Genomic DNA, 22,217 nt, shown 5'->3' on the forward strand with positions numbered 1-22,217 from the left:
GTTATGACTATACAAAGTATTATAAAAAAAGCTATAAAAAGACTTGAGTTAGAAAATAAATTATTAACACCAGATTTTTATGCTGAAGCATTTTGTAAAGAAGCAAAAAAAGCTGGTATGAATACTGAAGACTGTATTCATATTGAAAAGTTTTCTAAAACTTTAAACGAAGATACGCAAAAAGAGTTAAAAAATTATAGAATACAAACAATGGGTGAACTTGCTCGTTTTTTAATCTCAAAGTTAAATAGAACAAACTCAACTATATGTTCAGAACTACTTGAGTCACAAATGCTGTTAACAAAAAGGATTTTGCAAGTCGTTGAGGTTTTACATAATCGACAAGCAGGCGAACTTGCGAAGCAAAGTATCAAACTTCTTGGCTCAAATCCAACATCAGTAGAACTTAATCAATTTAGGCAGCATTGGATTAATTTTATTACAACATATGATGATAGTTTTTTAAATAAATTGGAATATTTTGGTAAAGTTGATAATAGAAATTTAAAAAAGACAATCGAAAATATAAATATTGCACTTTCAGATACAAATGAAAATAATTCTGAATTAGTTCGTGTTGCTTCCCTTTTAGTATCTTCATTTGTTCCCTCGATTGCTTCAAGTGTCAATGATAAAATAGCGTCACTTAGCCAAAAAATCCAATCCAATCCAACACTGCTAGATAGCATTAGTATTGAGGAAGAAGTTAAAACTATCATTTCTCTTAGAATTGCTCTAGATAAAGAGAGTGTGAAGGAGATGGTAGAGTCAATTGATGGAGTTTTAGATAAATTATCTTTAAGACTAATCGAGATGATAGAACGCTCAGATGATTCAACTATAGAGATACAAAAAATCAAAACTGATTTAGAAAATTATAATGATGGAAGTGTTACAAACTTTAAAATTTCACATAAAAAATTATTGGTTATTGCAACTGCTTTAGAAGAAACAACACAAACTTTAAGTAAAGACTTAAGGGGGCACAGTAACGAAGTTAATGCTTTAAGTATAAAAGTTAACAAACTTGAAAAAGAGCTAAAAGATGCTAAACAAATTTCTAAAGAGGATTTTTTAACTAAACTCTACAATAAAAGAGCCTTAGATGAGTTTATGAAGGTTAAAGAAGCTGAGTATAGCAGATATGGGCATAATTTTAGTGTAGTTATGTTTGATTTAGATCACTTTAAAGATGTAAATGATAATTATGGTCATGATGCTGGAGACGCTGTCCTTGCTGCCTTTGCAAAGATACTTAAAAAAGAAGCTAGAAGTGTAGATATTGTAGGTCGATTTGGTGGAGAAGAATTTATGGCGCTTCTTAGTGAAACAGGAATAGAAGGTGGTGTTGTTTTTGCCCAAAAAGTAAGAAAGCATGTTCAAAAAGCTCGTTTTATGTATAAGAATCAAAGAATTCATGTAACAATAAGTTGTGGAGTAAGTGAAAGAAAAAAATGTACTTCACTTAAAAATGTTGTAACTTCTTCAGATGAAAATCTATATAAAGCAAAAAAAGATGGACGAAATCAGGTAGTATATAAATAAATATGTTTTTAGATGATTTTTTATCGGCTAAGCCCCTTTACTATGAAAAGATTGACTACACTCGAATGCCTAGAATTTATGATAGAGTTAAATCTTCACTAAATACTCCAAAAATCATACATCTTATTGGCACTAATGGTAAAGGTACAACAGGGCGATTTTTAGCAACTGCTCTTCACTCTATGAACTTTAAAACTATCCATTACGCTTCTCCTCATATTTTAAAGTTTAATGAAAGAATTTGGATTGATGGAAATGATGTTGATGATAAAGTTCTTCAAGAAGCTCATGTTAAACTACAAAGTATTTTAACCATATCTGAGTCAAAAGAACTTTCATATTTTGAATATACAACATTGCTTTGTTTAATGATTTGTAAAGAGTGTGATTATCTTGTTATGGAAGCTGGACTTGGTGGAGAGCATGATGCAACAGTAGTTTTTGATAAAATTTTAACACTTGTTACACCTATTTCTTATGATCATGAAGCTTTTTTAGGCACAACTTTACAAGAGATAGCAACAACTAAATTAAATGCAATACAAAATAATGCTATTTTAGCCTTACAAAAAGAGAAAGAAGTATATAAAATTGCTAATATATTAGCAAAAGAGAAAAATTTAAATATACAAATATATGATGAACTGCTTAGCAATAATGATAAAATTAAAATAAAAAATATAGCAAAATCATTGAAATTAGAGAGTTGTTTAGTAGAAAATTTATCTCATTGCATCTCTGCTTTAAACTTTTTAAATTTAGAATATTGTGAAAGTGATTTTAATAATTCAAAGTTATTTGGACGTTTAACTTATATTAAAAGCAACATAGTTGTAGATGTAGGTCATAATTCTTTAGCCGCAAAAGCTATAAAAGATGCCTTAAAACCAAATAAATTTATTTTGGTGTATAATAGCTACAAAGATAAAGATTATAAAAAAATACTCCAAATCTTAAAGCCAATAATTAAAAGTGTGCAAATTATTGCTATAAATGATAAAAGAATAGAGTCATACGCACAACTTAAAAAAACTTTAAAAGATTTAGAGATACAATATTCTTTATTTAAAGCTATAACAGATAATGAAAAATACTTAGTATTTGGTTCATTTAGTGTTGTTGAAGCATTTATGAAAAGAAATAAGAGAGTGAATTAATATATGAATGATCATTTTACTATTACAATTAATGATGACAATGGTGTAAAACAGTATAACTTGCATCATATAGTGAAGAGAGCAATTCTTTATGCAGTCTCTTTTTTAGGTTTTATAGGTCTGATAGCAGTTGGTACAATTCTTTATTTAAATTATTCAGTTGATGAGATAGAGATAAAACGCAAAACCACGCAAAATGCTTATGACAGACTAAAAAGAAAAAATGATGAGCTTGACAAAAATATTAAAGATACTCAGTTAGCTTTAATAGCAAAAAAGAGAGAGTTAAATGAAGTATCTGATTCATTGTCAGAAATTGAAGTTTTAATTGGACTAGCACCTGTTAGTGATATGTCACTTCAAGAAAGGGTTAATCTAACAAAAGTTAATTCTCAGCAAATGGCAACTCTTATGCAGTTTATTCCTAATGGTTCACCAATTAAGTATAAAGGTGTAACTAGTAAATATGGTTATAGAGTGCATCCAACCTTAAAGAGAAAAGAATTTCATCGTGGTTTAGATATGAGAGCGAAGATGAATACGCCTGTGTATGCAACCGCAGATGGTATAGTAGAGTGGGCAGGTACTCACAAAAGAAGTGGCTTTGGAAAATTAGTTATTTTACAACACAACTACGGTTTTCGAGCATATTTTGGTCATTTAAACAAAATTGTGATAAAATCAGGAAAATTTGTAAAAAAAGGTGATCTAATCGCTTATACAGGTAATTCAGGTATGAGTAGCGGCCCGCATTTACATTATGAATTGAGATTTATTCAACGCACAGTAAATCCCTTTTACTTTGTTAAATGGAATGTAAAAAACTATAAAAAAATATTTGATAAGGAAAAAAAAATACCATGGCAATCTTTAATAACGGCGACACAACACATCAAAGTACCAAACCCGACACAAACACTACCATCATCACAGCTGGCTCTACAATTAAAGGGGAGATGAACCTTTCTTGCAATTTATACGTAGATGGAGAATTTGAAGGTGTTATTAATTCAAAAAAAGAAGTGAATATAGGGAAAAATGGTCATATTAAAGGTGATGTAACTACAAAAAGACTTGTTGTTCAAGGCTATATAGAAGGTAGTATTAATGCTGGTAGAGTAGAAATTAAAGCAGCGGGACGCGTTAATGGAACTATCGAATCTTCAGAGCTTGTAATTGAGGCAAAAGGTATTTTTGAAGGGACTAGTGCTGTAAAAGGTGTGTCTCCTGTCCCAACTCCAGAAAAGCTACAAATAAGCAAAGTTGAAGAAACTAAAGTAAGCCTAACAAAATAAATCTCTTCCTATGCTTTGCATAGGAAGAGATTTAACCTCCCCTAGGAAAAAAATGTCACAAAATATACTATTTGAATATTTTAAAGAAAATATAAATGATGATATAGAAGTTTTAATATGTGAAGATTCATCAGAAGCTCGAAATTTACAAAGCGTAGCTAGTTTTTTTGCTAAAGAAGTTGTTGTTTTTCCAGATTTTCGTCCTAGTTATGGGGATGACTTGCGTGTTTATACTCAAGAAATATATCAACTTTTATCTGCATTAAAAGAATACAACGCTTCTAAAAAGAAACCATTAGTTATTTCTCCATTAAAAACACTACTTTTTAACCTTCCTCATGAACCTTTATTGCAGAAAATAACAATAGAGTTTGGCTCAAATATTAATCTTAATTCATTTAAAGAGCAGATGCTTTTTTGGGGTTATAATTTTGTAGACATGGTTCAAGTTGAGGGAGAAATATCATTTCGTGGAGATATTATAGATATATTTACTCCATCTTCAAAAATGCCTCTTAGAATTTCTTTATTTGACAATGAAATAGAACAAATAAAATATTTTGAATTAGAAACACAAAGAACACTTAAAGACGAACTTGATATTTTAGAAATATCTCCTGCTTTTTACTCTTTAAGCGAAGAAGAATTTAATCAAATGAATGAAAAGATTAAAAATAGTGAATTTGATTCTTTAGTAAAAGATATTGCATCTTTGGGTTTCTGGTATTTAGGAGATAAAGCTTCAAATTTCTTACAAGCAAAAAAAGTAAAATTAATTAGAAACTTAGACACTTTACTTGTAGATGCTTATGCTTTAAATGCTCCCGTTGTACCAAGAGATAGTTTTAATGTTGATATCTTACAAAGTAGTGATAATTATAAAGAATTAGTTGTTACAGATGTACTTACTCTTTTAAAAGTTCATAAAGATAAAAAGATTACAGTAATAGCTGCTAATGAAGCTCTTATGAAACAAGTTGGGCTATTTAGTTTGAGTGGTATAAAAGAAGTATATGCACCATATATTTTAAATATTGTAACAAAAGATGAACTAATAATATCTTTAAATAAAGCAGATAAAGTTAGACGAAGAAGAAAAAGCTCCATAATGCTTGATGATTTAAAAGCAGGTGATTATGTTGTACATGAAGATTATGGAGTTGGAATATTTGAAAAAATAGAGCAAACAGAAATTTTGGGCGGTATTAAAGATTTTATAGTTATTAAGTATGTAGGTGATGATAAAATCCTTTTGCCAGTTGAAAATTTAGATTTTATAGACCGTTATATAGCATCTGGTGGTTCTACTCCGATGCTTGATAGACTTGGAAAAGGAAGTTTTGGCAGATTAAAAGAAAAAGTTAAAAAACGACTTATGGAGATTGCTGGACAAATTGTTAATACAGCAGCAGCAAGAGAACTAATAAAAGCACCAAAAATCAGCATTGCAAAATCACAGCTAAAAGATTTTCAAAAACTTGCAGGTTTTGAATATACTGAGGATCAGAGAAATTCAGTAGATGAAATAATATCTCAGATGTCAAGTGGACATATTATGGATAGACTTTTAAGTGGTGATGTTGGTTTTGGAAAAACAGAAGTAGCATTAAATACTATTTTTGCAGCTTTTAAATCAGGTTTTCAATCAGCTCTAATAGTTCCAACCACTCTCCTCTCGGCACAACATTTCCGTTCTTTAGATGAAAGATTTGCAGACTTAGGACTTTGTTATGCAAAACTTGATAGATTTGTAAGTACAAAAGATAAAAATAACATTATTAAAGGTTTAGCATCTGGTGAGATTGATGTTGTAGTTGGAACGCACTCACTTTTTGGTTTATCTTTTAAAAATTTAGGTGTTGTCATAATAGATGAAGAACATAAGTTTGGTGTTAAGCAAAAAGAGAAAATAAAAGAAATTTATCATAATGTTCATTTACTTTCAATGAGCGCAACACCAATTCCTCGTTCGTTAAATCAAGCTTTAAGTTCTATAAAAACGATGAGTCAGTTGTTAACTCCGCCGAGTGAGCGTAAAGGTGTTAGAACTTTTGTAAAAGAGTATAATGAAAAACTTATCAAAGAAGTTATATTAAGAGAGCTTCGCCGTGGTGGACAAGTTTTTTATGTTCATAATTCAATAGATCATATGCCAATAAAATTTGGTGAGTTAAAAGCTATACTTCCAGACTTACGCATGGTCATGCTTCATTCAAAAATATCAGCTATTCAGACTGAAAAAGAGCTTTTAAAATTTGAAGAAGGAGAGTATGACTTGATGATAGCTACTTCTATTATAGAGTCAGGTATCCATATGCCAAATGTTAATACAATGATAGTTGATGGTGCAGATAGGTTTGGGATAGCCGATTTACATCAGTTACGCGGGCGTGTTGGGCGTGGACATAGTGAAGGTTTTGCATACTTTGTAGTACAAAATAAAGATAACTTGACAGATGAGGCTAAAAAAAGACTATTGGCCTTAGAGTCTAACTCATTTTTGGGTAGTGGTTCAGTTTTGGCCTATCATGACTTAGAAATACGAGGTGGTGGAAATCTTGTCGGAGATGCACAGAGTGGACATATAAAGAATATAGGGTATTCACTATATCTCAGAATGCTTGAGGACGCCATAAAGCTTCTAAGTAATACTATGGAGAATCACAAAGCAAAAGTTGATATAAAACTGAGTATATCAGCATTTATATCAGATGAGATTGTTAAAGAGGATAGACTTCGTTTAGATATATATAGAAGACTTTCTCAGTGTGAAGCATCTGTTGAAATTTATGAAATAGAAGAAGAAATTATAGATAGATTTGGAGAGTTGGATAATCCAACAAAACAATTTTTTGAACTAATGGTTATAAAACTTTTAAGTTTAGATAAAAAAATAAAAAGTATTATGAATTATGGACAGAACATAACAATTTCATATATTAATAACTCCAAAGAGAGTATAAAGTCAAATTCTAAAGATGACGACGACATCATAAAAGCGGTGCTTTTTTATCTTAGAAATAATAAACCAAAGGTGTTGTAAATGAAACAAAATGTTTCTCTTGCCAAAGGCAAAGCTTTAGTGATAGGAATTTGTTTGTGGACTTGTTCGCAAACGAAGGAGACAGATAAATGAGAGTTGTTTTTATAGGCGATATAGTAGGTCGTCCTGGTAGAGAGATGCTTCGAGAGCATCTAAAGAAAATAAGAGAAGAATATAAAGTTGATTTTATAATAGCAAATTATGAAAATGCATCTCATGGCTTTGGAGTTACTGGAAAAAATGCAAATGAACTTATATCTTATGGTGTTGACTGCATGACAGGAGGCAATCACTCTTGGGATAAAAAAGATGTTGAAGCACTTTTTAATACACATGAGATACTAAGACCACATAATTATCCTGATGAAGTCGGTGGAACTGGTTGTAAGGTTTATGATGTTGCTGGAGAAAAGCTTGGAGTATTAAACCTCATGGGACACTACTCAATGCCACTTGTTGATAATGCTTTTAGAAAGGCTAAGCAGAGTGTAAAAGAATTAAAAGAGCAGGGTATTGAAAATATATTTGTAGATTTCCATGCAGAAGCGACAAGTGAAAAACGAGCTATGATGATGTTACTGCAGGGTGAAGTTAGTGGAATTATTGGAACGCATACTCATGTAAGTACAGATGACTTTCAAATAGCTAACGGAACAGCTTATTTAAGTGATATTGGTTTAACTGGCTGTAGAGACAATGTTATTGGAATGGATTCAAAAGTTCCACTGAAGCAGTTTTTAACAGGATTGAGAGGACATTATGATGTTCCTAAAAAATGTAAAAAGATACTTCAACTAGCAGTAATGGATTTTAGTAATGGCAAATGTTCTAATGCTTTTAAATTAAAGTATTTTTGTGATGGACGAGTTCTAAAAACAGATGCTTGGCTTGAAGAATAAGATTCTAAAGGCAACAAATTTTTGTAACTGTTCAGGTAATACCACTAATAATTAAGCAGTAATTTGGTGATATTTTTCATTTTTTAGATAAGTATTTACCATTCTATGACGCATATTTTGTTCTTGTAATATTTGTATATCATTTGGAAGATTTATATCTATTTTAGGTGTTTGACTTTGTGCCATTTTTGGTTTTAATAAAAATGAAAATATCTTTGAGTTGTTTGCATAAGCACTTTGTGCATTTTTTATTGCTTTATTTTTACTGTATTTATCTTTTGTTGTATTATCAAGGGCATCTTCTAGTTTTTGTTTATTACTAAAAGCTTTGTAGTTAGAGATGTAATTTATTGGAAAGTTCTTAGTATTTGTTGACTCTAAAATTATGTTTTGAATAAGTTTAGAATCAAAAAAAGTTTTAGATGACTTTTCACTTCCACTTTTTTGGTCTTGAATTTTTTGGGTATTATTTGTATTAACATAAGTGTTATAAGAAGACACAAACATAACACGACTCCACAGTAATGATTTATCCATATTATAAATCAAAATTACTTATATATATCTAAAAGAAAGTATTTAACGATATAATTAACTAATGAATAAATTGAAGTTAATTTCACTTTTTTTTTTAATACTTTTTTTTGCAGAAGCATCAGCTACCATTAAAACTTTAAATCTCACAATAAACGAAAAAAAGTTTATAAAAAACCACCCAAATATAATACTAGGTACTGACAAAAGATGGGCACCTTATGTCGTAGTTGATGAAGAAGGAAAAATAAGTGGTTATGATATGAATGTGCTAACTCTTATTAATGAGATAAGTGGAGCTAACTTCTCTCTTGTTGCTGGAGATTGGAATAAGATGAAAGCAAAGGCGAAAAGACAAGAGATTGATGGCTTAAGTACTGGTAGTGCTCATGAAGAAAGAGAAATATATTTAAATTTTTCAAATATTTATATAGAGATGCAAAAAATGTTAATAGTCTCTTCTGTAAATCCTAATAATATTCATACAGTAGATGACCTTGAAGATAAAATAATAGCAATACACAGTAGTAATTTAGTAGATGAAAAAATAAGCCGTAAATTTACGAATTCTATTATTTTAAGATTTGAAAAATTAGAAGATGTAATTAGTAGTGTAGTAACTGCAAAAGCAGATGTAATGTTTGGTAATGGAACAACATTATATGGGGCAAATAAAATAGGTTTACCATACTTAAAAAGAGAAGGTAGTTTAGATGAAAGTTTAAAACTTAGATTTAGTGTTAGAAAAGATTGGCCAGAAGCAATCAGTATTATAAATAAATCTTTAAAGCTTATTGGTGAACATAAACTTTTAGAGATAAAGAATAGATGGTTTTTTAACAATAATAATGTATTTAACAAAAATTTATCGGAAGTTGAATATGACTATCTTAAAAATAATACAAATCTAAATATTTGTGTCGACCCAAACTGGATGCCAATAGAAGCAATAGTGAATAATAAATATGTAGGTATTGGTGCTGATATTGTAAAATATTTTAATAAAGAATTAAAGATAAATATAAGAGTTGTCAAGACAAAAACATGGAGTGAGTCTATAAAAATGATGCAAAAGAGAAAATGTGATGTTTTAACTTTGTCTTCATCAATCAATAATAAGTTAAAGAACTTGAATTTTACATCATCATATTTTCAAGTGCCTCTGGTTATTGTAACAAGAAAAAATACACAAAGTATCATAGATATAAGTTTTATAAAAAATAAAAAAATAGCAATTATTAAAGATTATGCAATAAATGATATCATTAAATCTAAGTATGATAATTTAGAAATAGTTGAAGTTGATAGCATGGAAGAAGGGCTAAATATGCTAAGGAATAATGAAATTTTTGCTTTTGGAGAAAACGCTTTAACTATGCAATATTATTTTAAAGATAAGGTAGATGAAGAGTTAAAGATAAACACCTATTTTGATGAAAAACTCCAACTAAGTTTTGCTACAAATAAAGAAGATAAAACTTTACATATTATTTTGAATAAATCGATAAAAAAAATTACAGATGAAGAAAAACAAAGTATTATAAATAAATGGTTTTTATTTGAAGATGAAAAAGAGTTTGACAATTCTCTTTTTTATAAGTTAATGGTGGTGTTTTGTATAATTTTTGTAATACTTGTGCTAAGAAGTAACGCTATAAATAAATCAAATATTCAACTCCAAAAAAGAGTAGAAGAAGAACTCCAAAAATCACGAGATAAAGATAAAATACTTTTTCATCAAAATAAACTTGCTTCAATGGGGGAGATGCTAGAAAATATTGCTCATCAGTGGAGGCAACCTCTTTCTCAGATAAATTCTTCTGTACTGTTGATAGACACTGTTTTAAATGAAAAAAATAATATGAATCCAGAAATAGAAGAAAGACTTTTGGAGATTGAATCATTAACTAAATATTTATCAAATACAATAGACGATTTTAAAGATTTTTTTGATGAAGACAAAGATAAAAAGACCTTTTCACTTAAAAGTATGATAGAAAAATCTGTTTATATTGTTAAAGGTGGATTTACAAAACATGAGATAGAAATAGAAGTGGATATTCATAATTCTTTCATGTGTTATAGTTATGAGAATGAACTTCAACAAGTTCTAGTTGTAATTTTAAACAATGCAAAAGATTCCCTTGTAAATAGAAATACTTATCAAGCCTTAATCTCTGTATATGTTAAGATTGAAGGAGATTTTTATATTATTGAAATTTATGATAATGCTGGAGGAATAGCTAAAGATATTAGAGATAAAATTTTTGAACCTTACTTTACAACAAAGCATAAATCACAAGGAAGAGGGCTGGGTCTTTATATGGCTAAAAAGATTATTCATGAGAGTTTAGGTGGAAAATTGAGTTTTAGTAATAGAGAATTTGGTGCATGTTTTGAAATCAAGATAAAGGCTGGAACTGAATAATACAAAAGAGAATTACTCAATTTTATATATTGAAGATGAAAAAGAGATACGAGACAACTATGTTAGATATTTAAAAAACCATTTTATAAATGTTTATGAAGCAAGTGATGGTGAAGAAGCATATAAAATTTATAAAAGTAAAAAACCTCAAATAATGATTATAGATATAAATATACCTAAACTAAATGGAATAGAGTTACTTAAAAAAATACGAGAAGATGATTATACTACAAAAGCAATAATTTTAAGCGCACATACTGAAGTAAACTACCTCCTAGATGCAACAGGTTTAGGTTTAACAAAATATCTTGTCAAACCTGTGACAAGAAAAGAGTTAAAAGAGGCTTTGAGTTTAGTAATAGAAGAGTTAAGTAAATATAATATATCTTCAAAAAGAATCTTAATCTTAAAAAATGGTTATAAATGGGATTATGAAAAAGAAGAACTTAATGCAAAAGAGAATATACCCTTAACAGATAAAGAAAGACGGATTTTATCACTATTTTTTTCAAATACAAATATGACTTATAGTTATGATGAGATTATAGGAAACATTTGGTACAATTATGATGATAGAGTAGGGGCATTAAAAACAATCATAAAAAATCTAAGAAAAAAATTACCAAAAGAAACTATAAAAAATGTATTTGGAGTAGGTTATACTATAAAAGTATGACAAAATTAGTATAAAGAATGTTAAAACTCACTACTTCCTCACTATTCTTAGTTACTATATTATTTATATATAGGAATATAACAAAAAGGTATAAATAATGTTAAAAAAATCTTTTATCGTCTTTAGTGTAGCAAGTTTTATATTTTCATCATCACTTTTTGGCTTAAGTCTTAAAGAAAGTGTGGTTGAAGTGTTAAATACAAATCCAGTTATTCAGGAAAGATTGAAAAACTTTAGAGCTACACAACAAGACTTAAATATCGCAAATGCAGAGTATTATCCACAGCTTGACTTTAGAGTGGTTGTAGGGTTTAATAAAGCAGGAGCATTAAAAAATGGAGATAACTCAGATTATAGCCATAATATAATTGAACAAGACTATGGAAACTATGAAACTTCTCTGACTTTAACTCAAAATCTTTTTGATGGTTTTGGTACTACTCATAGAGTGAATTATGAAGAAACTAGAATTTTAGCATCTGCTTACAATTACATAGAAAAATCTAATGACATTGTTTTTAAAATGGTTGATGCTTATGTAAGCGTAATGCGCTCTCATGAACTTACTCAAACAGCTAGAGAAAATGTGCAGATAAATGAAATTATCTATAAGAAAGTTAAAGATTTATTTGATTCAGGCTTAACAACTGACTCTGAAGTTAAAAAAATTCAGTCTTCACGTTCACTTGCTCGTTCAAACCTAATAGTACAAAAAAATAATGCAAGAGATTCAGAATACTTCTTTAGAAGAGTTTTAGGTCGTATGCCAACAGTTCATGAAATGAAAAGACCAAACTTTAATATAGTGATGCCAGAAAGTGTAGAAAGAGCGGCCCTGTATTCTATCGAGCACAATCCATCACTCCTAGTTAGCAGATATAACATCAAAGGTGCGCAGGAATTATATAAACAACGCAAAAAAGATTACTTACCGAAGGTTGATTTAGAAATAAGCCAGTTTTATAATGATGTTGAAACACGAAATGCATTTGATTCTCCAGATGATAGATTTCGTGCTCGTTTAGTTCTTAACTATAACATTTTTCGTGGTGGAGCAGATAAGGCTAATGTTCAAAAGCATTTAAGTAAAATAAATCAAGAAATAGAGCGTAAAAGAGATTTAAAGCGTCAAGTAATTGAAGGTTTAGACCTTTCTTGGAATGCTTACAAAATGATTGACGAACAACTAAAAGACTTAAGAGAATATAGTGGATTTTCAGAAAGCACATTAAAGTTATATGAAGAAGAATATGATTTAGGTCGTCGTTCTTTACTTGACCTTTTAGCATCTCAAAATGATGTTATAAACGCTAGAAGTCAAATTATAACTGCTGAGTATGATCAACTATTTGCAAAGTATCGTATTTTAGATGCTATGGGACTATTAGTTACTGCAATAGTTGGTGATGCTAATAATTATGCAGCAAAAGTAAATTTATATAGTGAAAATGAGGCTTTAGAAATTTTAGATACTCTTCCTGTCAACCTAGATTCTGATAGTGATGAAATTCCTGATAACTTAGATCTTTGTGACAACTCTTTAAAAGAGAACAATATTATGCCTTATGGCTGTAAAAAAATTATGAGAGATAGCGATAGTGACGGCGTGATAGATGCGAAAGATTCTTGTTTACTTACGCCAATAAATGCAAAAGTTTCTCCAGATGGTTGTGCACTTGATAGTGATTTTGATGGTGTTAAAGATTATGCTGATAAATGTCCTAAAACACCTTTTGGTTATACGGCTGATGAAAAAGGATGCACAATATCTTTGAGTTTGAGAATTAATTTTTTAGCAAGAAGTTCAAAAGTTCCAAGTGACTCAAAACAAGAGATAGATGAGTTAGTTGGATTTTTAAAGGAAAATTCAGACTACAAAGTTCATATTATAGGACATACTAATAATATAGGTGATTCTGAGGAAAATTTTAAACTTTCAGATAAAAGATCAAAGGCAATAAAAAAAGCTTTGCAAGATCAAGGTGTTGAGTCACAAAGACTTAGCAGTGAAGGGCGTGGGGAAGATGATCCCATAGCTAGTAATGAAACAGCCGAAGGCTTAAACTTAAATCGTCGGGTTGAGATTGAATTAAGTAAAAGAAGTGAGGAAATATAATGAAATACTTACTAATATTAATCTTTGCATATTCTTTGTTTGCAGGAACTTATGATGATAACTATAAAATCCAACAAGACAATAAAAAGTCTAAAACAGCAGAGTTAGATGTTTTTATGTATGATAATTTTCAAGAAATTATTCGATTCAAAATGTTAAATTTTGATGAAGATGAATTAGAAGATGAAATGAATGAAGATACAAATACTACGAATCTTCAAGATATAACTAATACTATAAAAAAATATATCCTAAGAGGAGAAAGTGTTAGTATTACAATTATTGGACATACTCCTGAGGCATCGTTAATTCTTCCTAGCTACATACAACAGAAAGTTGATACAGAGGAAACTATTGAACTTAGTAAAAAAAATGCTAAGTTTATTCAAGATGCTTTAGTTAAAGATGAAATAAAAGAAGAGCTTATGACACTATCATATCGCGGTGGTAAAGATATGGCTTTTAGTGATTCATTGACAGAAGGAAAAGAACTTTCAAATCGTGTAATGGTTACCTTATATGTAAAGTTTCCTAAAGATATTGATAGTGATAAAGATGGTGTCTTTGATAGCATAGACAGATGCCCAGCAACGCCAAGAGGAGCAAAAGTAGATAGCTACGGTTGCCCAATTGATAGTGATAAAGATGGGGTTATTGATTATAAAGATGAGTGTCCTAAAACACCTATTGGTATAGAAGTAGACAAAAAAGGATGTCCACTAGATAGTGATGGTGATGGCGTTGTTGATTATAAAGATAGATGTCCAGATACATCAAAAGGTGTAAGTGTTGATCCAATAGGATGTGCTCTAGGTAAAGAGTTAGAAATAATATTTAAACTAAATTCAGACAAGATACTAAAATCTTCATATGAAAAAATTGTTACTTTTGCTGTTTTCTTAAAACAAAATCCTGTATTTAATGCCCAAATCATTGGTCATACAGATAGTATTGGTAAAGCAGAACTAAATATGAGATTATCTCAAAGAAGAGCAGCAACAGCAAAATCTGCACTCATATATGAGGGTATTGCGGCATCTAGAATTACTACTAAAGGTAGAGGTGAATTAGACCCAATTCAAAGCAATAGAACAAAAGAGGGCAGAGCAAAAAATCGTCGTATTGAGGTTAAGTTATCCTATAATGCGCAATAATAAAAAAACAAAGGTAGAGTAATGAATGAAAGAGTTGGCGTATCTGTTAAAGAAGATTCATTACTAGATTCCTTAGTCTTATATACAAAACTCTTTCATAAACCTTTTAGTGCTGAGGCTCTACTCTCAGGACTTCCTATATATGCAAAAGATGGTGATTCAAAACTTTTTTCAGTTGAAACAAAATCAAAGTCGCTTTTTTCTCGTGTTGCAACTAGAGCAGGATTAAAATCAACTTTGATAAAAAGAGAAATTCCAGCAATGTTGCAACTTCATTTACCTATGATACTTCTTTTAAGCAATGACAACTCTTGTATTTTAGAAAAATTTTCACAAGATAGAACACAAGTGAAAATCATATATCCAGATGAAGATGGTTCACAAGAATGGGTAGATGTAAAAGAGTTACAAAGAGAATATTTAGGTTACGGGTTTTTACTTAAAAAAAGGTTTGAGTATGATTCTAAAAAATCTCGTACTTTAAATGTAAAGTCTAAGCATTGGTTTTGGAGTACATTAAACCTTTCTCGTAGTATTTATCGAGATGTATTATGGGCTTCTCTTTTAATAAATTTGTTTGTTCTTGCGACTCCACTTTTTACAATGAATGTATATGATAGAGTTATTCCAAATAATGCTCAAGAAACTTTAATGGTCTTTAGTATTGGGATTGTTTTTGTATATATATTAGACTTTTTCTTAAAAATAACTCGTGGATATATGCTTGAATTGGCTGGAAAAAAGAGTGATATTATCATGTCTAGTATTATTTTTGAAAAAGTTTTAAATTTAAAAATGGCAGTTCATCCAAAGTCCGTTGGCTCTTTTGCAAATAATATGAAAGATTTTGAATCTGTTCGTTCCTTTTTCACAACCGCTACTATGACGGCAGTAATAGATTTACCATTTGCTATTATATTTTTAATGGTCATTTATTATATAGGTGGCTTTTTGGTTTTTGTTCCTATTACGACAATGTTTCTTATTTTAGCTTATGCTCTTATTATTAGAAAACCATTAAGAGAGTCAATAGAAAGCTCACATGAAGCAAGTGCTAAGAAAAATGGTATATTAATTGAAACTCTTCAAAATATTGAAACAGTAAAATCAATGAGCATGACAGGTAAGCAGCAGTGGGAGTGGGAAGAAACAACTGGGGAAATAGCAAAAAAAAATCTAAAATCTCGTATATTATCTTCTTCTATTCCAAATGTTACAAACCTCTTTATTCAGCTAAACACTGTTTTTGTAGTTGTTTTTGGAGTTTACCTTATTCAAGAGTTCGAACTAACTATGGGTGGACTTATTGCAGTAGTGATTTTAACGTCAAGAACAGTAGCTCCAATGGGTCAAGCAGCAGGTTTGATTTCCAATTATTCAGATGCTAGAAGTTCATATGAAACTTTAAATAATATTATCTCTCAAGATATGGAGAGAACAGAAGGTAAAGAATTTGTTGAAAGACCAAGTTTTCATGGTAAAATAGAGTTTAAAAATGTAACATTTAGCTACCCAGAAGCAGATATTCCAGCACTCCAAAATGTTAGTTTTGTGATAAATCCAGGAGAAAAAGTTGCTATCATTGGTCGCATCGGTTCTGGAAAGTCAACGATAGCAAAACTTATATTGAAATTATTTGATCCAGATAGTGGGACTATACTTATTGACGATATAGATATTACTCAGATAGATCCAGCAGATTTGCGTCGTTCTATTGGTTATGTCCCCCAAGATGTTAATCTTTTTAGAGGTACGATTAAAGATAATATCATTTCTTCTGATTTACACCCTGATATAGGAGATATTATCTATGCTGCACAAATTAGTGGAGTTGATGATTTTGTAAGAACTCACCCTAGAGGTTATGAGATGCCAATAGGTGAGAGAGGTGCTGGTCTTTCTGGTGGTCAAAGGCAAAGTGTTGGAGTCGCTCGTGCTTTAATGCAAAACAGTGCTATTTTACTTTTAGATGAACCTACGAATGCTATGGATCAAACAACGGAAAACGGTATTATGAAAAGATTTAGTATTGAATTTAAAAAAGAAACTTTACTTCTTGTTACGCAAAAGTTAGGTCTTTTATCTATGGTTGATAGAGTTATAGTGATGCATCATTCAAAAATTATTTTAGATGGACCTAAAGATGAAGTTACTGCGCAGTTAGGTGGTGGAAAAAGTGTTTAAGAAAAAAGATAATTTAAATAAAAATCTATCTACTCAGGATTACGAGTTTATGCACTCTTTGAGTGCTGCTGTTATTCAAGTTACGCCCGCTACTCTTAGAATTGTTTTATATTTTTGGATTGTGGCAGTTGCTATGTTTTTAGTTTGGGCTAATTTTGCACTTATTGACGAAATTGCTAGAGGTGATGGAGAGATTATACCTAGTGGTGAAAATCAAATGATTCAAAATCTTGAAGGTGGAATAGTTGAAGATATTTTAGTAAAAAAAGGGCAAAGTGTTAAAAAAGGGCAAATTCTTTTAAAGATAAATAATGAAAAATCCCGTTCATCTTTTAGTACAAATGCAATTAAAGCAGATGCTATAGAAGCTAGAATAATTAGGCTAAGCGCAGAATCAAGTGGAGAAAAATTTAAAGTAGATAGGGAGATAAAATCAAGAATACCAATCTTCATGGCAAATGAAGAGAGTCTATATAATATCAATAAAAATCAATTAAATTCGAAATTAAATGCACTGCGAGAGCAGCTAGTTCAAAAAAAACAAGAACTCTCAGAAGCAAGAACCAAAGAAGTTCACTTAAAATCATCATCAGAGTTAATTAAAAAAGAAGTTCGAATGACAAGTCCAATGGTTGCACGAGGTGTTAGCTCAAGAAGAGATTTTTTAAAGTTACAAAGAGAAGCTAATGAAATTGAAGCAAGGTATAGCGCTACAAAAAAATCAATTCCTAGATTAAAGTCAGCCATAAAAGAAGGGAAGAGTTATATAAATGAAACAAAGCTACTTTATCAAAGTGAAGCAAAAATTAAACTAAATGAAGCGGTTGCAGAACTCAGAGGTTTAAGAGCAAACTCTACTGCCTTAAAAGATCAAGTTAGTCGTACTATAGTTCGCTCTCCTATGAAAGGAATTGTTCAAGAGATGTTTGTTCATACTATAGGTGGTGTTATTCAACCAGGAGCAGATATAATTGAAATAGTTCCAAGTGATGCTGCTTTATTGGTTGAGGTTAAAATTAAACCTTCCGATATTGCTTTTATATATTCTGGACAAAAAGCAATAGTTAAATTTTCAGCTTATGATTTTTCTATTTATGGTGGCTTAAAAGGAGAGGTTGTTTTAATCAGTGCGGATACTATAACTGATCAAAAAGATAATGTATTTTATACTGTGAGAATTAAAACTTATAAAAATTTTATAGGCGATATATCTAGAAAATTAAAAATTATACCTGGTATGACAGTTAGTGTTGATATTATAACAGGACAAAAAAGTGTGCTAGACTATATACTAAAACCAATTTTAAAAACTAAACAATACACATTTACGGAGAGATAAGTATGGATATTATACTTTATAGCGATGATATAAATTTGCTTAGCTATTGGGAAAATACCCTTGAAGAAAAATATCTGGTTGTTGATGAACTGCAGGAATTAACAAACTCTTTAGGCAATATTATTATTATTAATTATTGTGCTATTAACAAAAATGAAAGAGAGATGCTTTCTCTTTTTAACAAAAATGAAAACTTAGTTTTAGTATTGCACCGAACTCCAGATATACAAGTTGCAAGAAAAATCTTAGCTTTAGGTGCAAAAGGGTACGGAAATGCACTTATGCAAGAACATTTTATACTTTCTGCCATAAAAACTATGAAAGAAGGTATGATTTGGTTGCATCCAGAGTTTACATCTTTACTTATAAATCAGATACCGATCCAAGAAGAAAGAGATGTGTTGTTTGTGCTAGATAAACTAAGTGAGAGAGAAAAAGAAGTAGCTTTGCTACTTAAAGATGGCGATACTTACAAAAGTGTAGCTCAAAAATTAGACATAACTCCTAGAACAGTAAAAGCACACGCCCAAAGCATCTACACAAAACTTTTTATTAAAGACAGACTTGCTCTAGCTTTACTTCTAAAATAATTTCTTTATATATATTGTACTTTTGGACAATATAAATGAATTCTTAATTATGATAAACTTGATAAATAATCTATTAAGTCAAGGAAAATTATCATGGCAGCAACAATATTAATTATAAACGGTTCGTTAAGTAAATTTTTTACAAAAGATGCAGATGGAAATATCATTGAGCTAAAAGAGGGAGATACAATAGAAGAAAATGCTGTTATTTATGGGGATAAAAGTAACTCTGCAAGTGCAAGTATAGAAATCATTATGAATAATGGTGCAGGAAATATTGTTTTAAGTGGCGCTCAAGAACAAGTTTTTAATAGTTCTGTGACAGGTGAAGCAAGTATAGAAGGTAATATAGCAAAAAAGAGTTTCAGAGAACTTGATGATGAGATATATTCGAACGATAAAGAAGCTGATAAAGAAAAATATTTAGGGATTTTTGATGAAACTGCCGCTGGTGAAAAACAAGCTAGGCAAAATGAAGGCGGAGTAAGTGTTTTTGAGTATAGAGATGCAAATTCTACTCATGCAGTTTCAGGACTTCTGGATACTCCTTTTAATGATGAAGTAAATAAAAATATATATGTTGACCATGGCACAGATGGAGATAATGTTTTAGTTAGCAACAGTGGATATGAGCGGAGAATGAATGACGCAGGTTTAGAAATGCGTACAGAAGATGGCTCAGATACTTATATAGAATTAGATGTTCTTATTAGAGAAACAAGTAGTAATACAGATGGAAATAGTAACACAGGAGAGCATTTAAGCTCTCCAGAGGCTGATGAGGTTACAACAACATCAAATATTAACTCTGATGATTATGCATTAAATACTTTATTAAGTGCATTTTTTAATGATGCTGAGAAGCCAGACATATCGGATATAGCATTTTTCAAAAAATTTGATGTTGGTGGTGGATTAGATGGAAGTAGTGTTGAAAATGACTTCTCAGACCCTGCTGATTTAGGTGGAGTAGATGCTCAAAGCTTGGAGAATTCCTTAAGTTATGAAATAACTAAGTTAGCATCTACAAATTCTTACGGTGATTTATATCTAGAACAAAATGGCTCATTTACAAAAATCACAGATGCAAACATGCAAACTATGAGTTTTGGTAATGGAGATAATGTTTATTGGATCGTAACACATGAACAAGTACCAACAACTGGAGATGCTACATCTCTTGGTGGAGCAGATGACTTTGGAAGTGTGCAAAGTGTAACTGACAGCTGGTCAGGTGTTAGTCTAAAAGCAATCGGATTAAATGGAGATGAGTCAGTAGTTACATATAATGCAAAAAGTGGTATCGGTATTGCCGGTGCAGCAGGTGGAAAAAATAATCAGATAGGTTATGATGCAAAAAGTGAAAATACAGAAAGAATTATTGTGGACTTCGCGTCTACTGTTACAAGTGCAAAAATAGGAATTACACATTTATATAATAACCATATCGAATCAGAAGTTGGTATTGTAGATGCTTACTTAGATGGAAATAAAGTTGGTTCATTTACTTTTTCTAAGAATATAGGAGATAATAATTTTGCTCCTGATTTTGTTTTAAGCACAGAAAATATTGGTTCTGAAAATAGCGGAGCTGTTCAAGCTGGTTATTTTAATATAGAAGGTTTAGCTTTTGACCAGTTACAGTTTAGTGCAAGTTTTAATGTACATCAACATGGGTTTGGAGATTCTAGTGATTACTTCTTAGCTAGTATTGATGTAAAGGAAGTAGTAGATGCACAGTATCAGTATAAAGTAACAGATGAATCAGGTTTAGAATCAGATGCAGTTGATGTTGTAATAAATGTAGATACTAGTACTCCAATGCATCAAAATGAAATTCAAACAGTAAATAATTTTGATACCGTCATCTTAGAAGATGGAATTAAACTTGATTTTTCAGATGATAACTTAGAAAGAATTAAAAATGTTGAAGGGATTCAAATGAATGGCAATGCAGAAATTACCCATATTTCACTTGAAGATATTTTTGACATTACAGAATCTGTAAATAGTTTAATAATCACAGGTAATGATACTAATAATTTTGATGCAAGTGATTTAAATGAAAGTGGTGATTGGATACAAACATCAATGGTTGATAATGGAGATAACACAACATTTAGCTATTCTCACTCAGATGGATACAGAGTAGAGCTTACTATAGATGAAGAAATTATTACAACAGGTATGTAAAAACTAACTTATTCTTTGCCCTTCTCTAGGGGCAGAGAGTTTGTCTTGCACTGATAAACTTATATTATTTCTAAAGAGTCCACCATAAAAAGTTTGTTTATTTATTTCTTCGTAGCTTTGAATTAGTGAAAGGTTTGACTTTATAGCATCTTTTAATATTCTTAGTATATTAGTCACATCATTTGGATTAACATGTGTTGGTGCTTCACTTCCAAAAGTAAAGTGTTTGTGAATTCTCTCTATTAGTTTTTTATTGCTAACTTCTATAAAAACAGAATTAAGAGGAGATTTAAAAAACATTACCTGCTCTTTAATATTTATAGATATATACATAGTATTAAAACCATATATTTTTCTTGAAAAAGAGTCAAAAAGGTATAGATGCTTGTTATAGTTCTCATGAAAACTATCATACATTAATTCTAAAATATGAATTTTCTGCTCTCTTGTATAAAAATTACCTATTGGTGAAAAACAAAAGTTTAAAAGAGATTCTATGGAATACCATTCTGTTGTTTCAAAAGAGTAAGAGAGCATCTTGGTTATTCTTTCTTTTTTAAAATTTTCTACTTCTGAGCTATTTTGTGTTCTATATACTTTAGGAATAGTAGTGTCTCTATACATAGGACCAGGAAATTGTGGATGAATTACAAATCTCTCTTTATCTTCACTTGCTAAAATATATTTAAGCCCACCTAGGTAGCCTTCATCTATAATTTTTAACTCTTCTTTTGGAATTTTAGAAATTATTTCTAAAAAATCATCCTCTTGTGTTTCTTCTTCCCAAATATTATCTGGATATCTAAAAAATGAGGAAATATTTTTTAACACTTCATTATTTGGTTCTTTTTGCGAAATTTTATCTATCCACGAAGTAACTGTTCGTCTATCTTTACCAATAATTGAAGCAAATTTTGAGATGCTAAGCTGGGAACGATTGTATATTTCTATGATTTTTTCTACTGTTTTCATAAGATATTGTACAGTTTTTGTACAAAAAATACAAGTTGTACAGAAATTGTATAAGCTCACTTAATCTTGTACAAGCAAATAGCATCTATAGA

Annotated in this window: 16 protein-coding genes; 14 read left to right on the forward strand and 2 right to left on the reverse strand. The window is 30.2% G+C overall.

Annotation, left to right across the window (positions count from 1 at the left end):
• Positions 1-3: 3 nt before the first annotated feature.
• The 6 genes from MOV42_RS03500 to MOV42_RS03525 all read left to right on the forward strand — a co-directional run bounded on the left by MOV42_RS03500 (position 4) and on the right by MOV42_RS03525 (position 7,939).
• Positions 4-1,545: a diguanylate cyclase gene (locus MOV42_RS03500; RefSeq protein WP_324172419.1), complete on the forward strand. Its 1,542-nt coding sequence runs from the start codon at positions 4-6 to the stop codon at positions 1,543-1,545.
• Positions 1,546-1,547: 2 nt separating this feature from the next.
• Entirely contained in the window at positions 1,548-2,702 is a 1,155-nt protein-coding gene (locus MOV42_RS03505) for a bifunctional folylpolyglutamate synthase/dihydrofolate synthase (RefSeq protein WP_324172420.1), read from the forward strand.
• Positions 2,703-2,705: 3 nt separating this feature from the next.
• Positions 2,706-3,662, forward strand: a complete 957-nt coding sequence (locus tag MOV42_RS03510; RefSeq protein ID WP_324172421.1) for a peptidoglycan DD-metalloendopeptidase family protein — start codon at positions 2,706-2,708, stop codon at positions 3,660-3,662.
• Positions 3,659-3,997 carry a polymer-forming cytoskeletal protein gene (locus MOV42_RS03515; protein ID WP_324172422.1) on the forward strand — a complete coding sequence of 113 codons (339 nt, stop codon included), beginning with the start codon at positions 3,659-3,661 and terminating at the stop codon, positions 3,995-3,997. Before MOV42_RS03510 ends, MOV42_RS03515 begins: the two co-directional genes overlap by 4 nt.
• Positions 3,998-4,049: 52 nt before the next feature.
• Positions 4,050-7,040 (forward strand): DEAD/DEAH box helicase, encoded by a 2,991-nt coding sequence (locus MOV42_RS03520; protein ID WP_324172423.1) that lies wholly within the window; start codon positions 4,050-4,052, stop codon positions 7,038-7,040.
• Between the two features lie 89 nt (positions 7,041-7,129).
• A complete protein-coding gene (locus MOV42_RS03525; RefSeq protein WP_324172424.1) occupies positions 7,130-7,939 on the forward strand; it encodes a TIGR00282 family metallophosphoesterase in 810 nt (269 codons plus the stop codon).
• A 51-nt stretch (positions 7,940-7,990) separates the two neighbouring features.
• Here MOV42_RS03525 and MOV42_RS03530 read toward each other — a convergent pair whose 3' ends face one another.
• Positions 7,991-8,488: a hypothetical protein gene (locus MOV42_RS03530; protein WP_324172425.1), complete on the reverse strand. Its 498-nt coding sequence runs from the start codon at positions 8,486-8,488 to the stop codon at positions 7,991-7,993.
• Between the two features lie 49 nt (positions 8,489-8,537).
• Between MOV42_RS03530 and MOV42_RS03535 the strand changes: the two genes are divergently transcribed.
• From MOV42_RS03535 to MOV42_RS03570, 8 genes are all read left to right on the forward strand, one after another.
• Positions 8,538-10,901 (forward strand): transporter substrate-binding domain-containing protein, encoded by a 2,364-nt coding sequence (locus tag MOV42_RS03535; protein WP_324172426.1) that lies wholly within the window; start codon positions 8,538-8,540, stop codon positions 10,899-10,901.
• Positions 10,902-10,929: 28 nt separating this feature from the next.
• Positions 10,930-11,577, forward strand: coding sequence for a response regulator transcription factor (locus MOV42_RS03540; protein WP_324172999.1), 648 nt, complete (start codon positions 10,930-10,932; stop codon positions 11,575-11,577).
• Between the two features lie 97 nt (positions 11,578-11,674).
• Positions 11,675-13,693: a TolC family outer membrane protein gene (locus tag MOV42_RS03545; protein WP_324172427.1), complete on the forward strand. Its 2,019-nt coding sequence runs from the start codon at positions 11,675-11,677 to the stop codon at positions 13,691-13,693.
• Complete coding sequence (locus tag MOV42_RS03550; protein WP_324172428.1) at positions 13,693-14,847, forward strand: OmpA family protein; 1,155 nt, start codon at positions 13,693-13,695, stop codon at positions 14,845-14,847. The genes MOV42_RS03545 and MOV42_RS03550 overlap by 1 nt, the downstream gene beginning before the upstream one ends.
• Positions 14,848-14,868: 21 nt before the next feature.
• Positions 14,869-17,031: a type I secretion system permease/ATPase gene (locus tag MOV42_RS03555; protein ID WP_324172429.1), complete on the forward strand. Its 2,163-nt coding sequence runs from the start codon at positions 14,869-14,871 to the stop codon at positions 17,029-17,031.
• Complete coding sequence (locus MOV42_RS03560; protein ID WP_324172430.1) at positions 17,024-18,370, forward strand: HlyD family type I secretion periplasmic adaptor subunit; 1,347 nt, start codon at positions 17,024-17,026, stop codon at positions 18,368-18,370. Before MOV42_RS03555 ends, MOV42_RS03560 begins: the two co-directional genes overlap by 8 nt.
• A gap of 2 nt (positions 18,371-18,372) precedes the next feature.
• The gene (locus MOV42_RS03565; protein ID WP_324172431.1) at positions 18,373-18,960 is read left to right on the forward strand and encodes a response regulator transcription factor; all 588 of its coding nucleotides are present in this window, start codon (positions 18,373-18,375) and stop codon (positions 18,958-18,960) included.
• A gap of 93 nt (positions 18,961-19,053) precedes the next feature.
• Positions 19,054-21,153, forward strand: a complete 2,100-nt coding sequence (locus MOV42_RS03570; protein ID WP_324172432.1) for a hypothetical protein — start codon at positions 19,054-19,056, stop codon at positions 21,151-21,153.
• Between the two features lie 3 nt (positions 21,154-21,156).
• Here MOV42_RS03570 and MOV42_RS03575 read toward each other — a convergent pair whose 3' ends face one another.
• The gene (locus MOV42_RS03575) at positions 21,157-22,125 is read right to left on the reverse strand and encodes a hypothetical protein (RefSeq protein WP_324172433.1); all 969 of its coding nucleotides are present in this window, start codon (positions 22,123-22,125) and stop codon (positions 21,157-21,159) included.
• Positions 22,126-22,217 lie beyond the last annotated feature (92 nt).

It is taken from the genome of Sulfurimonas sp., from assembly GCF_029027405.1.
Lineage (GTDB): Bacteria > Campylobacterota > Campylobacteria > Campylobacterales > Sulfurimonadaceae > Sulfurimonas.

What these genes read in the sequence shown, in the direction of transcription:
- MOV42_RS03535 (WP_324172426.1), top strand. Translation starts at nt 8,538, where the DNA reads ATGAATAAATTGAAGTTAATTTCACTTTTTTTTTTAATACTTTTTTTT.
- MOV42_RS03555 (WP_324172429.1), top strand. Translation starts at nt 14,869, where the DNA reads ATGAATGAAAGAGTTGGCGTATCTGTTAAAGAAGATTCATTACTAGAT.
- MOV42_RS03525 (WP_324172424.1), top strand. Translation starts at nt 7,130, where the DNA reads ATGAGAGTTGTTTTTATAGGCGATATAGTAGGTCGTCCTGGTAGAGAG.
- MOV42_RS03545 (WP_324172427.1), top strand. Translation starts at nt 11,675, where the DNA reads ATGTTAAAAAAATCTTTTATCGTCTTTAGTGTAGCAAGTTTTATATTT.
- MOV42_RS03510 (WP_324172421.1), top strand. Translation starts at nt 2,706, where the DNA reads ATGAATGATCATTTTACTATTACAATTAATGATGACAATGGTGTAAAA.
- MOV42_RS03550 (WP_324172428.1), top strand. Translation starts at nt 13,693, where the DNA reads ATGAAATACTTACTAATATTAATCTTTGCATATTCTTTGTTTGCAGGA.
- MOV42_RS03570 (WP_324172432.1), top strand. Translation starts at nt 19,054, where the DNA reads ATGGCAGCAACAATATTAATTATAAACGGTTCGTTAAGTAAATTTTTT.
- MOV42_RS03575 (WP_324172433.1), bottom strand. Translation starts at nt 22,125, where the DNA reads ATGAAAACAGTAGAAAAAATCATAGAAATATACAATCGTTCCCAGCTT.
- MOV42_RS03565 (WP_324172431.1), top strand. Translation starts at nt 18,373, where the DNA reads ATGGATATTATACTTTATAGCGATGATATAAATTTGCTTAGCTATTGG.
- MOV42_RS03520 (WP_324172423.1), top strand. Translation starts at nt 4,050, where the DNA reads ATGTCACAAAATATACTATTTGAATATTTTAAAGAAAATATAAATGAT.
- MOV42_RS03505 (WP_324172420.1), top strand. Translation starts at nt 1,548, where the DNA reads ATGTTTTTAGATGATTTTTTATCGGCTAAGCCCCTTTACTATGAAAAG.
- MOV42_RS03515 (WP_324172422.1), top strand. Translation starts at nt 3,659, where the DNA reads ATGAACCTTTCTTGCAATTTATACGTAGATGGAGAATTTGAAGGTGTT.
- MOV42_RS03500 (WP_324172419.1), top strand. Translation starts at nt 4, where the DNA reads ATGACTATACAAAGTATTATAAAAAAAGCTATAAAAAGACTTGAGTTA.